The sequence below is a fragment of the Sorangium sp. So ce426 genome (assembly GCF_051475585.1).
In the GTDB taxonomy this organism is placed as follows: domain Bacteria; phylum Myxococcota_A; class Polyangia; order Polyangiales; family Polyangiaceae; genus Sorangium; species Sorangium cellulosum_B.
In genome coordinates this window covers 3,218,593-3,232,029 of record NZ_CP150341.1, presented here as the reverse complement: position 1 = coordinate 3,232,029, position 13,437 = coordinate 3,218,593, and the positions used below count along the sequence as shown (strand labels likewise).

Below are 13,437 nucleotides of genomic sequence, written 5' to 3'. Positions count from 1 at the left end.
ATCGGCTCCTGATCCTTGAGCGCCTTGCGCAGCGCGCTGTTAAGATCGTCGATGAGATCCTGCGTGACGGATATGCTCGATGATCACCTCCCGGTACGCGGCGTCGGTGGGCCGCAGATCGGTGGTGAACATGAAGAAGCCGAGGTAGATGTCCCTCGTGGGCGCGGCGGCGATCATGTCTCTTCCTTGCTCACCGGCGCTCGGGGTGTGGGGCCAGAGGTCGCTCGATCTCCGGGCGTCACAGCCCGATCACCTCGCGCAGGTAGGCGCGCGCCATCTTGGCGTATCCCAGCGGGGACCCCCTGGCCGGATCCTGCTCCGCCTCCACCACGAGCCACCCCTCGAAATCGGCCTCGGCGAGCGCCTCGAGGATCGGCGGGAAGTCGACGCTCCCCTCGGCATCACCCGGTACCGTGAAGACGCCCTTCAGGATCGACTCCTTGAAGGACAGGTTCTGCCGCAGCGCCTCCTCCATCACGGGACGGCGAATGTTCTTGAGGTGGACGTGCTTGACGCGCGGGCCGTGGGCCTGCACGAGCGCCAGCGGGTCGTCGCCCGCGAAGGTGATATGGCCGGTATCGACGAGCAGGTTCACGAGGCCGGGCCTGGTCATCGCCATCAGACGATCCACGTCGGCGCGGGTCATCACGCCGGTCCCCATGTGATGGTGGTAACAGAGGCGCATCCCCGCGCCGTGGGCGATGCGGCCCAGCTCGTTGAGGCCGTTGGCCAGCGCGTCCCACTGGCCGTCGGTGAAGACGGGGCGGTTCGGGACCAAGGCGATCGGCTGCTGGTGCGACGAGCCGCCCAGCTCGGCCACGACGAGATCGGTGCCGCCCATGGCCTTGATGAAGCGGAGCGACTCCTCGAAGTCGGCGATCGTCTTTGCGTGCATCGCCTCGATGGTGAAGTACGTGCTGGTCCAGGGCTCGGAGACGCACAGGCCGCGCAGATCGAGCTCGCGCTTGAGCACCGCCGTGTCCGTCGGGTACTTGTGCCCGACGCTGCACCCCTCGAAGCCGGCGAGCGCCATCTCGCTGACGCACTGGCCGAACGGGATGCCGATGTCGATGTCGAGGAAGTCATCGTTCCACCACCCCGTCGGCGTGATGCCGAAACGGATCCTCTCGCGCTTGAGCTTCGCCTTCGTCGTGTGCATACGTCGCCCCTCCTCCTGGTTCCGCTGGATGCCGTTGGATTCCGTCGTTCGCCTCGCCGATCGCCCTCCTCCCCTGGATCACCTCGAGATCTCGTCGTCGCGTCGTCAGGTCAAGCGGGCTCCCGGACGGGCGGCGCCGCCTGGTCGAGGAGCGTGAAGGCGCGGAGCGCCTCGGCGACGCTCCACGCCTGGGCGATGCAGCCGCGCGGCGCGAAGGGGGCGTCACCATCGAAGATCTCGCTGATCGAGCCGAGGCCGGCGGCGTTGATGTGGTCGCCCATCGGCGCGAGCAGCCGGCGGGCTGCGTCGGTATCGCGGTAAACGCGGAGGTGCGCCTCGATGAACGGGCCGATGAGCCAGCCCCAGACCATGCCCTGGTGGTAAGCGGCGTCGCGGCGCTCCTGATCGCCGCCGTAGAACCCCTGATACGCCGGATCCGACGGGGCGAGCGAGCGCAGCCCATACGAGGTCAGGAGCGCCCGCGCGCACGCGTCGACAACGGCGCGCTGTCGCTCGGGGGAGAGCAGGCTCTCGGGGAGCGACACGGCGAAGATCTGGTTCGGCCGGAGCGCCGCCTCGGCGCCCGCGGGCCCGTCGAGGACGTCGTAGCAATAGCCCGCGGCGGCGTTCCAGAAGCGCTCGAAGGACGCGAGGGCCCTCGCCGCCATCCCTTGATATGGCTCGGCGGGCTCGCCGAGGCGGGCGGCGAAGGCGACCATCACCCGCAGCGCGTTGTACCAGAGGGCGTTGATCTCGACCGGCTTGCCGATGCGCGGCGTGATCACGCGATCGCCGACCTTGGCATCCATCCAGGTGAGCTGGACGCCGTCCTGCCCGCCGCGGAGCAGGCCATCGCCCGGGTCAACGTGGATCCCGTACCGCGTGCCCCGGATATGCCAGTCGACGATGTCCCGCAGCACCGGGAACAGATCGCGCAGGAGCCCGTCGTCGCCTGTCGCCTCGTGACAGGCGCGGATGGCCTGGAAGTACCAGAGCGTGGCGTCCATCGTGTTGTATTCGGGGTGCGCGGCGCCGTCGGGGAACCGGTTGGGCAACATCCCCTGATCCACGAAGGCGGCGAACGTGCGGAGGATCGGCGCGGCGATGCTCGCCTGTCCCGTCGAGAGCGCGAGCCCGGGGAGGCTGATCATCGTGTCGCGGCCCCAGTCCTCGAACCAGGGATAACCGGCGATGATGCTCTTGCCGGGGATGCCGCCGGGCGTCTGCGCGCGGTCCACGACGAACTGGTCGGCGGCGAGGACGAGCTGCGAGACCCAGCCGGGGGCGGCGGCCGCGCCCGGCGGCCGCGCCCCGCTCCACGCCGAGAGGAGGGCCCGATCGCGCGCGCGGCGGCGCGGGAGGGCCTCCCGATCGACAGCGGTAAAGCCGTCTCCGGCCGCGGCGAGGAACACAACCGTCTCGCCGGGCAGGAGGGTCGCCTCGAAGGTCGCGACGTGGAGGTGGTCGTCGCGGTCGAGGAGCCCGCGCGCCGTCTCGGCCGGGAGCGCGAAGCCGCGGTAGAGCTCCGTCGCGGGGGCGGCCGCGCCGCCTTCCAGCTTGAGGAACAGCGGCAGCGCGTCGCCGGCCGTGACGACGCGGACGCCGCCCGAAGCGGCGCTGACCTCGGCCGGCCACGCGACGGTGCCTGTGTTGTGGAAGACGCGGTTGTTGGCGATCGCGCGCGCGGTGAGGCGCAACGGCTCTCGCGCCTCGAGCGCTGTGTAAGCGACGTAGGTGGTGTTCTGGCCGTGCTCCATCCAGATGCGCTTTTCGAGCAGCGCGTCGGCGCAGGCGTAGCGCCAGCAAGGGATCGAGCCCTCGAGCGAGAAGTGCTCGATGTTGACGAAGCCGCTCGGCGCGACGGCGCCGCTCGCCCAGCGGTTGGTCGCGAGGTCCCAGGCCGCGCCCCGGTAGGTGACGGCCTCGTCGAGCTTGACCAGCATCAGCCGCCGATCGACGGGCGGCCGCAGGGCGGCGACGAGCAGCCCGTGGTAGCCGCGCGTGAGCGAGCCGGCCACCGTCCCGGAGCCATAGCCGCCGATGCCGTTGGTGACGAGCCACTCGCGGTCTTCGGCGATCCTCAGGTCGCCGCAGATCTCCCTCCCCATCCCGACCATGCGCTCCTCCTCCGGGACTTCTATCGCCCACCGAACCGGCTCGACGCAACCCTCGAATTCGCCGGCGGGCCCTCGATCGGCCCCGCCATCGGCCGATCCCTCGCGACACCACGTTGCCCCCCGTGCCGCGCTATCGCTCGCCGACGACGGGCAGCGACCGGCGCGCCGGCGTGTCCTCGGAGGACGGGATGCGCGGCGGATCGGCCCACGACCCGAACCCCTGCGGCTTGGCTCCGGCGGGGTGACCGCCGATCGCCGTCCACAGCAGCCCCTCCACGTACGAGGACGGCGAGACGACGAACGTCACGTCCTTGGGCGCGGGGCCGTAGGCCTCGGTCCAGGCCGTGGGCAGCTCGTACCAGACGCCGGAATACCACATCTTGAGGATGTTGCGGGCGATCGGCCCGAGCTTCTCGTGGCCGAAGATCTCCCGGCGCAGGAAGGCGTCACGCGCCTGCCTGTCGCTCCCCTGCCCCGCCCCGCCGTGGATCGCGAGCAGCTCGTCCACCACGGCGGCGCCGACGACCTCATCAGCGGACTTCAGATACGCCTCGGCCTGCCCGGTCCCGTGCAGATCGAACACGGCAAAGGCGGTCACCTCCGCGGAGAAGGCGAGGAATCGATCGAGGCGGCTCGACGCCGCGCTCGCGCCGGCGACCGCGGCAGGGGCGTCCGCGTCCGGGTAGAGTTCGAAGGTCGGCGCGGCGGTGAACTCGCTGTTCGGCAGCGGGTTGCGGATCAGCTGGGTGATCAGGTTGCGGAACTCGAACATCTGCGGCACGGCGCTCATCAGCAGCGCCGGCTCGCCGTTGTAGGCCCGCGTCAGGGTCTCGAGGAACTTCGCGTAAGCGCGGTTGAAGGCCGCCGCCATGTCGTACAGCTCGGAGCCGGCCGGCAGCTCGGCCAGCTTGACGTCGGTCTTGATGGGATACGCGCCCTTCCAGTCGACGGTGAACGCCGGCCCGGTCGGCTGGCCCGGCTGGTCGCCCGGCTGGTAGTAGCGACCGTGGGTGAGCTGCTCGAAGCGGTAATAGTGCGACAGCTCCTTTTCCCGGTCGTAGATGCTGGACTCGGTGCCCTCGCCCTGCTCCATGATCAGGGTGATGGCCCGGCGCGCGCTGGCCAGATCGATAACGGGCAGCAGCTCGCCGCCGCCGGAATAGTAGTACTCCGGGGTGATCTGCCGCCCGCGATCGCCGACGAAGATCGTCTCGCCCCGGGCCTGCGCCTCCGCCTCCAGGCGCACGAGGCCGTCCTCGATGGCCGCGTAGAACTCACCGATGCTGTAGTACTGCATCTCGGCGTCTCCGGGGTGCGCGCCCAGCACCGTGGCGCCGGCCGGGGCGGCGCGACGGACGAGCCGCCCGCCTGCCTTCTTCGGCCGCTCGATCTTCTTGAAGGTCTCGATGGCCTCGATGCCGAAGGGGGCGATGTGGACCTGGAAGTCGGTCTCGCCGTCCGGCAGGTAGGCGGGGTAGCTGGGCACGAAGCCCTTGACCGTCAGGTCGGGCGTGCCCTTGACGGCGTTCAGCAGGTTCGCCGCGAGGGTCAGGTGGAGCATCTCCTCGACCGCCACCACGCGCAGGATGTGGACGGCATCCGGGTTGGTCCCCGGCTTGATCGAGTAGAGCGCCGCGAGGTACGGCGGGATCGTGGCGTGCTCCAGCTGGAGCGCGTGCTGCAGGTAATGGTGCAGCTCGGCGAGCGTCTCGATCTTGTTGCGCGGCGCGGGAGGTTCGGATCGTCTCGAGTTGATCATGGGCGCACCTCGCGTCAGTGGAGCTGCTTGAGCATCGCGCGCGTGCTCCGGTAGCAGAGCGCGGCGAGGGTGAGGGTCACGTTGGCGGTGCCGACCGAAGGCATGCTGCCAGCGCCGACCAGATAGAGGTTTTCATGATCCCAGGAGCGCTGGTCCGTGTCGACGACCGACGTGCGCCTGTCCGATCCCATGAGGTGTGTGCCGGCCAGGTGGTTGCCCCCCCGGATGGCGTACCCCTCGCCCTCGTAGGCGACATAGCCGTAGTCGCCGGGGTCGTACCGGGAGAAATCCACGACGCCCAGGCGCGCGAACATGGTCCTGGCGAACTGCCGCGCGTACGCGGCGCCGCGCATCGTGTACTCCGGCACCGTGAAGGAGACCACCGGGCGCATGTTGCCGAGGCGGTCGGTGTAGCGCGGATCGACGGTGACACGGTTGCTCTCGCTCGGCAGCACCTCGAGCATGAACGCGAACAGGAGCTGGCGCGAGATGCGGTCGACGAGCCCGCGGCGCAGCTCGTCCCCGAAGTGGTTGTGCTGGTCCACGAGCTCGGCCAGATCCGTGAAGGGCGAGCCCGTCGCCCACCCCCAGCCGTCGTTGTGGATGTCCACGCTGAAGGCCGCCTGGCTCCGCCGGAATGGCCCCGTTCGCAGATCGATGATGCCGCCGGTGCAGCTCGTGCCGCGCGTGGTCCCGCAGACCTCGGGCATCAGCCCCCAGCTCAGCAGGTAGGAGTGGTCCATCAGGTTGCGGCCCATCAGCCCGCTGCTGCTCCGGACGCCGGAGGCCAGCAGGAGCCGCGGGGTCTCGATGGCGCCGGCGGCGAGCACGAAGATCTTGCCCTTGACGGTCACCGTCTCGTGCTCTGACGACTGCGGGTCCTTGTAGACCTTGACCTCCAGCGCGGTGACGCGCCCGCTCTCGGGATCGATCACCACCTTCGAGGCGACCGCCTGGACCATCAGGTCGACCCGCCCAGTCTCGAGCGCCTTCGCCAGCGTCTTGCCGGCGTGATACCGCGCCTGCACCGGGCAGAGCGGCACGCAGTTGGTGTTGCCCTGGCAGCGCTCCCCCTCCTCCACCTGGTGGGTGCTCACGGCGCCCACCGGCACGTAGCCCTTGCCGCCGTCGTATGCGGGGTTGGGGACGCCGTTGCGGGCCTGCGGGTACGCGCGGATCCGGATGGAATACGCCTGGTCGTGCAGCTTGACCTCGGTGCCGTCGATGCCCTTGCCGACCCTCTGATCGAGGTAGGACAGCGGCAGGCCCTTCATCGGGTACACGTAGCCTTCGGGGAAGCGGAGCCCCAGGTACGTCTGCTCCCCGACGTCGGCGGAGACGCCCATCTCGCGCTCGGCCACCTGGTAGTCGGGCTCGATGTCCTCGTAGCTCAGCGGCCAGTCGACGCCCTGTCCGAACAGCGTGCGGACCTTGAAGTCGTCCGGCAGCATGCGGGGGGTCTTCGCCTCCCAGTGCATGGTCGTTCCGCCGAACACGCGCGTGTAGTTGGTATCGGTGACGTAGGGGCCCGACTGCACGACGTAGGGAGCCGGGTCGGTCTCGCCCGGCTGGAGCTTGCGGAGCTCCGGGCTGCGCGGCATCCGCGCGTTCGGGTTCTCGGGGAACGGCGACTGGTTGTCCTTCGACGACGCCGCGAAGAAGTTGGCAAGGTAGGACTCATAACCGGAGATCGACCGGTTCGTCCCCGCCCCCGCCTCCAGCAGCAGCACCCGCTTGCCCGCTCGGCTTAGCTCGTTGGCCACGATCGCGCCGGCGATCCCGGAGCCCACGATCACGGCATCATAGCCGTCATCGGCGGCCACCGCGCAGGCGTCCGTCCGCAGCGCCGTGTCAGTTTTCAACAGCACGTCCCGCCCTCCCTATGTGGATGATGCCCCCCGATGTCCTAAATCAGAAGAGTTCGGTCGCTGTCAACCACTTCATTGTATCGGTCACGTGACGCCGGGATCGGCGCTCCTGCCGCTGGAATGAGCGCGGGTCGACGCACGAGGCAGGCACGCCGCGGCGTTCAAAAGATCGCTCCGCATTGCCCGGCGCCCCGGAGGAGCCCCTGCCTGCCCCGGGAGCACCGCCAGGGTTTCTGCGAGGATGAGGCGGACGCGGACGAAGGTAGACGTGGCGGACCCGCACCGTGATCGGCTGCGCGCCTTCGAGGGGGCGCCCGGAGGCGTCCTTGCCGTCCCACGAGAACGTCGTCTCGCTGTTCGGCTCGCGGGGGCAGGCGAATCGCTCCTCGAAGCGCCGGCCGGCGATCTCGACAACCTGATCGATGCGCTCGAGCGAGGCGGGCACGCCGCGGCGACTGAGCGGGATCGTCAGGGCATCAGGCCGAGCGCGAAAAGGGCGTCGGACCAGAGCGGCCAGAGCGTGCGGTAGGGGTGGGTCGCCAGCATGACGCCGCCGCTCGGCAGGCGGCGCACGTGGAAAGGCGCGTGCTCTTCGAGGAAGCGGACATGGCCGCGCGTCGTGATGTCTGCTCGCCAGGCAGGCGGGCCCTCGCCATCGGCGGCCGCGTCGATCTGGCGGAGCAGATCCATGATCTCCTGCGCCTGGGGCTCGGCAGCACGCCATGCGTCGTCAGGCACCGCCGCAGCCTCGAGCGCTTCGAGCAGCGTCTCCGGCGGCGTCGCGAGCGCCTTCAGCACGGTCTCGCGCGAGATCGAACGCGTGAGTTCGCTGCGGCCTTTCATGGGCACGCGCGCGCGGTGCGGCGCGGCGTCGACCCTCGCGTGCAGCGCCTCCAGCGACATGCCCGCGATTCGCGAGACGCTCTCCTTGTCGTGGATGCTCACCCAGGACAGGGCGAGGTCGCGCGCGAGTTCCGTGGCGTTCGCGTTGTAGGTCGCGCACATCTCGATCGGGGCGAGCCATTCCTGGTTGATCGTGCAGGCGCCGGTCGGCACACGCCCGCTCGCGTCCGGCGCGCAGAGGCGAAGCAGCAGCTCCTCGATGTCACCCTGAACCAGGTGGTAGGCGACCACGGCCTCAGCCTCCACGGAGCGCGGGGCGTAGCTGCCCACGAGGATCTCGTAGGGGAAAAAATCCCACGTGCGTTCGCCCGCAGTCAAGCGGAGCGGGCCCCAAGGGTGGCGACGCTCGCATTCGTCGGTGTAGCACTTGAGCTCGAATACCATGTCGCGTTCGGAATCGTTCAGCCTCATGCCGGAGAGGAGGTGAGCGTTGTTCGTTCCTCCGAAGTGGACGCGGATCATCGCGAGCACTTCGTCCACGGAGCGCGTCTCGCACCCCTCCTCGGAGCTCATCATCAGGCTGATGAGAGCCCCCGGGCTGACGAGCGCCGACAGCGCCGCGGCGAACGCGTCGAGCCGTTCTGCGTCGTCACACCACGCATAGAACCAAGGTTCTGATTCGCTCATAGCCGGATCACCATGATGATTTTGTCGGAGTCTATCAGGGTCACTCTCTTGCGCGTGCTTAAGTTGAACAGGTAGCCGTCCCGAACGATAACGTTTTCATCATCGAATTTCGCCCCCTGCTCCATGATGAGCTCGTACCGGGCCACGTCCCCATCCAGCCCCTTCTCCTTCAGCGCCTTCATCGCGTTCGTGAGTTGCTTGCGCACCTTGCTGACCGGGATCTTTCCGCCCTTCGCCTCGCTCACGATCAGTTGGTGCCCGCTGGATATCGACACGAAGTCGGGCGCCGCCCCCTCGCTGCCACCAGGGCTTGAGTGCTTTGGAATGCCGACCACCTCGCGCACGCCGTCATCGCCGACCCCGACGAGCGATCGACCGTCGTCCACCAGGAACTTCGCCGCCTTCTTCTCGAAAATGTCCACCTCGAACTTGGTGATCGCCCCGGGGAGCGTCTTGTACCCCCTGACGCGGTTCGTCTTCACGATCTGGGCGAAAAACTCCTCGATCTCGGCGATCTCCCCCGCCACCCGGATCGCGGCCGGCCGCAGCCCGCTGGCGGTCTTGATCACCCGCCACATCGGCCCGATCGCCGCGACTCCGAACCCCACCCCCGAGAAGATCCGCTCCTCGTCGCTGAGCTCCTGCCCCGACGGCAAGCACCACGCCTTGCCCGTCACGGCCTCGCACAGGTCGAGCGCCGGCCCCACCACCGGCACGAAGCCCACGCCGAGGCGCGTCGTCGCGTGGACGAGCGTCTGCATCACCTCCGCGTATGCCCCGAACCCCTCGGCGACCGTCGACATCGCGCCCGCGAACGCGCTGATCGTCTGGTAGAGCTGCGTCTGCTCCAGATCGAACCCCTCTCCCGTCCACAGGTTGAGGTCGTCCTTCATCTGGTCCGCGAGCGCGTCGAACCGCGGCTTCAGCACCGTGTCCACCTGCACCCGCAGATCCGGCGGGATCGGCGTCTCGATGAACCAGTCCGACGCATCCATGAACTGCCGCACGAACCCCGTGATCCGGCTCTGCGCCTTCAGGAACGCGTTGGTCTCCGCGAGCGACACGCCCATCCGGTCGCGAAGCGCGATCTCCAGCGCCGCGCTGTTGGCCCGCCACGCCCGCACGTTCGCCACGAAGTCCGCCCGGAGGACCACCACCCGGCCGCTGACGTCCGCCTCCAGCGCCGCGAGCACCGCGTCCGCGTACGCGGCATAGGGATCCCTCCCGTCGTCGAACTCGTCGGCCTGCGCGCCGAACTCGTCCATCAGCCGCGCGAGCTCGTCCTCCAGATCGCTGACGCTCTGCTTCAGGTCGTCGACGAGCTGCTCCATCGCCGCGCGCGTCTCCGGCGCGACCGCGTCCTTGTACCGGTCCAGGATCGCCGCGAGGTCGGTCCGCGAGATCTCGTCCAGCGGCCGGCTGACCAGGTCCTTCAGCTCGGTGTCGAGCTGCTGGAGCAGGTCCAGCTTCTCCGCCAGCAGGCCCACCGCCCGTGCGTTCGCCACGAGCGCCGCGCGCTCCTTGGCGATCTCGGCCAGCAGGATCTCGATGTCGCGCGCCAGCGCCGGGTTGACCTCCGCGAGGCTCAGGTCGAGGGTCGTGGCGCCGGAGAACGCCGTCCCGCTGCGCCGCACATGGAAGAGCGGCTTGTTCAGCCCGAGCGGCTCCGAGACGAGGCTCACAAGCTCGTGCGCGTCGGTGCACCAGTCGTCACCGCCAGCGTTCCGCACACCGAAGTGGAAGTCGTTCGCTCCGAACCGGAGCAGCACCGAGTCGAACTCCGCCTCCGCCTGGTGGCTCTGCGAGCCGTCATCGTGGGTCACCAGCGTGTCCGGAACCTCGTAGGTGGGGAGCGGCGTGTCGTTCACATGGAAGTACGTCCCTCCGTTGTGAGCGAGGAAAGGGGCCTCGCACGACGCGCTGGATTCCGTGCTAACCCAGTCCAGCCTGTACGGCGTGCCGGCGCACGCGAACGAAGGCGCCAGCACCGCCAGCGCCGTGACCAGCGCGACGAGCCTCTGGAACACCGCGGCGCTCCAGCCAGGCCGCGCAACGTCCTTGGAGCCTTTCATGTCCCCTCCGCGCCGCGCACGGCGGCGTCATACGCGATCGCGGCGCCCTTCACGTCCCCCGCGTCGAGCCTCGCCTGAGCCGCGTCGAGCTCCGCCGCGGCCATCCCCTTCTCCCGCAGCGCCGCGAGCCCCGCCGCGATCTTCTGCGGCACCCCCGTCCTGAGCTCGGCCTCCGCGGCGTCGAACCGCCCTCGAAGCTCCGCGCACCCGGCCTCGCGCCAGGACGGCGCCGCCATCGGCGTTCAGCAGCTCGGCATCGAGCTCGGGCTGCAGGCCTTCCGGCGAGTAACGTGGCGCACCGGAACACGCGGAAAGCTCGCCAGCCGCTTCTGCTTTCGCAGAGTGAAGCCGGCCCATGACGATGGGTCCGAGCCCAAGGACGGAGAGGTCCTGTGGCTCGTGATCGAGTGGCCGCACGACGAAACGAAGCCGACGAAGTTTGCCCTGACCACGCTGCCTCGCCGGATGAGCAAGAAGCAGATCGTCAGAACCCTGAAGGAACGATGGCGCACGGAACTCGCCTACGAGGAGCTCAAAGGGGAGCTGGGGCTCGACCACTATGAAGGACGGTCGTTCCCTGGATGGCACCATCACGTGTCCGTAGTCCTGTGCTGCTATGCGTTCATTGTTGCTGAACGCGTGCGGCATTTCCCCCCCTCGGTCCGAGGGGAAGCGCAAGGCTACGCGCTCCGTATCGCGGCCTGAGCGCCACTTCGCCGACTCCTTCACTACTCTCCGCCTCGCCATAGCGTACGCCCTCATCGCATGGCTCCCTCGATGCCCTCTGTGTCACCGTCGAGGGATCCCACACTCTCCAAAGGGTCAACTGCATTCTTTTACGGCGGAGTGCGCAACTGAGGGCGGGGTTGTGTCGACAGACACGAGATGAACCGCCAAGACACCAAGGACGCCAAGGAAGAAGTGAGGAGCGAGCCCGGCGCAGAGTTGGATCGCCTCGCCCACCGCGTGATCGGCGCCGCGCTCGAAGTGCACCGAACCCTCGGCCCTGGCTTCCTCGAAGCTATCTACGAGGAAGCGCTCTGCGTCGAGCTATCCTTGCGCCGCATTCCGTTCGCCCGGCAAGTGCCCATCGGCGTGGATTACAAGGGGAATCTGGTGGGTCAGGCTCGTTTGGATCTCGTGGTGGATGGTCAGCTCGTCGTCGAGCTCAAGGCCAGCGAGTGCATTGCCCCGATCCACGTTGCGCAGCTTCTGTCATATCTCAAGGCGGCAAGACTACGGCTTGGCCTCTTGATCACCTTCAAAGTGTCCTTCCTCCGTACCGGTGTCAAGCGCGTGGTGCATTCCCCGTAAATTTGGCAATCTTGGCGATCTTGGCGGTTCCTCTCTTTCCGCGACGAACCTCCCGCAGTAGTGCTAGGACACTGCTCGGCGTGGATCGCGCCCCGAGCGCCAGGTTGTCCGTCCTCAATGCGCGGACAGTCGCGGAACCGGAGAGGTGTGCTTGGAGGTGCGTGGCGCCACGGCCTGCGGACCGGCCGCGGGGGAGGGCGCATGGTCCTTCATCTTGTCGATCGGCGAACAAGGCGTTGGTCAGAGGAGAGCACGAGTCGGTCACGTCGCGAGGGAGGCGCCGGAGCCGAGGGTTGGTAGCGGCGGTGTGCCGCGGCACGGGGGAGCGGCGTGCCCTGCGCCGCGGGCAGCAGGCCACGGAGCTGGCGGAGGGGGCGCACGAGGGAGAAAGAGCTGCGCAACATGCACAAAAGGCGCGCGAGACGAGGCCGGGGCTACGCAGGAGACTCACCGGGGCTGCACAGGGGCCGGACGACTGTAACGAAGGACACCAACAGGGGTGCGCAGGAGGGTGGCGGAGGCTGCGCAGGACAGGAGCGAATGTTGCGCAGGACACCAACGTGGGTGCACAGGAAGGCGCCCAGGCTGCGCAGGGCGGCCGGCAGCGCTGCGCAGGACGGTCGACGGGGCCGCACAGGAAGGCGCTGGGGCTCGTGCAGGAAGGCCAATGGGCTGTGCAGGACGGCCGACGGCGCTGCGCAGGAGGGTCGACGGGGCCGCACAGGAGGGCGCCGGGTCGTGTGCAGGAAGGCCAATGGGCTGTGAAGGACGGCCGACGGCGCTGCGCAGGAGGCCGCCGAGGTTTGTACAGGAGGGCCAATGGACTGCGCAGGACGGCCGGCGGCGCTGCGCGACCGGCAGGACCGGCGCGATGGGAGCAGTCCAATCATCGACACGCGCAGTCGACCGAGAGGGTGTAGCTGCCTTCGGCCCCGGCGTAGCCGTCCACCACCAGGTAGGATGTCTGGCCTGGCGCGCTCGTCCAGCTCACGGTCTCGACGGTCTGCAGATCCAGCGGGGTCGAGGAAGCCATCTCGTTCGACTGGAAGGGATCGCAGGCGGAAAGCAGCAGAAGATCCAGGTCCGTCGCGAGGTCCTCGAGCGTTGCGACCACCATGCACTCGGTCGTCGAGGAGAAGGCATAGACCGTCTCACGCCCCGACTCGGCACGAGCGGTCAGGGCGTATCCCGTCCACACGTTCGCGCGCCCCTGGCTCGTCGTGCTGTGATTCAAACGATCGCCACACGTGATCGGTAACGCTCCCCCACACGGGTCGGCCGCGTTGTCCACGCCCCCGCCCGCGACGCTGCCCCCGGCGCCGCCCGGGTCGCCGCCGGCAGCGCCGGCGCCGCCGTGGCCGCCCTCGCCGCCGGCCGTGCCCACCGAGCCGACGGCGCCGCCCAGGCCGCCGTTCGCGACGGATCCGCCGGCTCCGCCGCCGCCGGTGGCGCCAGAGCCATTGCCGGCAGCGCCACCCGTCGCGGCCACCTCGTGCACATCGTTGCCGCACGCTGCGACCATGAAGACCGCGCAACCAAGAGCCAAGTGGAGTCGAAGCACGTTGCCTCCTTCCGTTCCGCCTGCGCCCCGCAGCATATCATGCCAATTCGGTGATCT

General features: G+C 68.8%; 10 protein-coding genes and 1 pseudogene. 2 read left to right on the top strand and 9 right to left on the bottom strand.

Annotation, left to right across the window (positions count from 1 at the left end):
- Positions 1-39: 39 nt before the first annotated feature.
- The 8 genes and pseudogenes from WMF44_RS12370 to WMF44_RS12335 all read right to left on the bottom strand — a co-directional run bounded on the left by WMF44_RS12370 (position 40) and on the right by WMF44_RS12335 (position 10,741).
- Positions 40-177, bottom strand: coding sequence for a hypothetical protein (locus WMF44_RS12370; protein ID WP_437299330.1), 138 nt, complete (start codon positions 175-177; stop codon positions 40-42).
- Between the two features lie 61 nt (positions 178-238).
- The gene (gene iolE, locus WMF44_RS12365) at positions 239-1,159 is read right to left on the bottom strand and encodes a myo-inosose-2 dehydratase (protein ID WP_437299329.1); all 921 of its coding nucleotides are present in this window, start codon (positions 1,157-1,159) and stop codon (positions 239-241) included.
- A gap of 110 nt (positions 1,160-1,269) precedes the next feature.
- Positions 1,270-3,276 carry an amylo-alpha-1,6-glucosidase gene (locus WMF44_RS12360; protein ID WP_437299328.1) on the bottom strand — a complete coding sequence of 669 codons (2,007 nt, stop codon included), beginning with the start codon at positions 3,274-3,276 and terminating at the stop codon, positions 1,270-1,272.
- A 649-nt stretch (positions 3,277-3,925) separates the two neighbouring features.
- Positions 3,926-5,035 (bottom strand): annotated as a pseudogene (locus WMF44_RS12355) (ferritin-like domain-containing protein); the annotation flags it as partial.
- A 14-nt stretch (positions 5,036-5,049) separates the two neighbouring features.
- The gene (locus WMF44_RS12350; protein ID WP_437301556.1) at positions 5,050-6,900 is read right to left on the bottom strand and encodes a GMC family oxidoreductase; all 1,851 of its coding nucleotides are present in this window, start codon (positions 6,898-6,900) and stop codon (positions 5,050-5,052) included.
- Between the two features lie 471 nt (positions 6,901-7,371).
- Positions 7,372-8,433, bottom strand: coding sequence for a hypothetical protein (locus WMF44_RS12345; RefSeq protein WP_437299327.1), 1,062 nt, complete (start codon positions 8,431-8,433; stop codon positions 7,372-7,374).
- Positions 8,430-10,505, bottom strand: coding sequence for a hypothetical protein (locus tag WMF44_RS12340; RefSeq protein ID WP_437299326.1), 2,076 nt, complete (start codon positions 10,503-10,505; stop codon positions 8,430-8,432). Before WMF44_RS12340 ends, WMF44_RS12345 begins: the two co-directional genes overlap by 4 nt.
- Positions 10,502-10,741 carry a hypothetical protein gene (locus WMF44_RS12335; RefSeq protein ID WP_437299325.1) on the bottom strand — a complete coding sequence of 80 codons (240 nt, stop codon included), beginning with the start codon at positions 10,739-10,741 and terminating at the stop codon, positions 10,502-10,504. The genes WMF44_RS12340 and WMF44_RS12335 overlap by 4 nt, the downstream gene beginning before the upstream one ends.
- Positions 10,742-10,904: 163 nt before the next feature.
- On the opposite strand from WMF44_RS12335, the gene WMF44_RS12330 reads away from it, so the two are divergent.
- Both WMF44_RS12330 and WMF44_RS12325 read left to right on the top strand, forming a co-directional pair.
- A complete protein-coding gene (locus tag WMF44_RS12330) occupies positions 10,905-11,210 on the top strand; it encodes a hypothetical protein (RefSeq protein ID WP_437299324.1) in 306 nt (101 codons plus the stop codon).
- Between the two features lie 180 nt (positions 11,211-11,390).
- A complete protein-coding gene (locus WMF44_RS12325; protein ID WP_437299323.1) occupies positions 11,391-11,819 on the top strand; it encodes a GxxExxY protein in 429 nt (142 codons plus the stop codon).
- A gap of 886 nt (positions 11,820-12,705) precedes the next feature.
- On the opposite strand, the gene WMF44_RS12320 is transcribed toward WMF44_RS12325, so the two are convergent.
- Entirely contained in the window at positions 12,706-13,341 is a 636-nt protein-coding gene (locus WMF44_RS12320; RefSeq protein WP_437299322.1) for a hypothetical protein, read from the bottom strand.
- Positions 13,342-13,437: the final 96 nt, after the last annotated feature.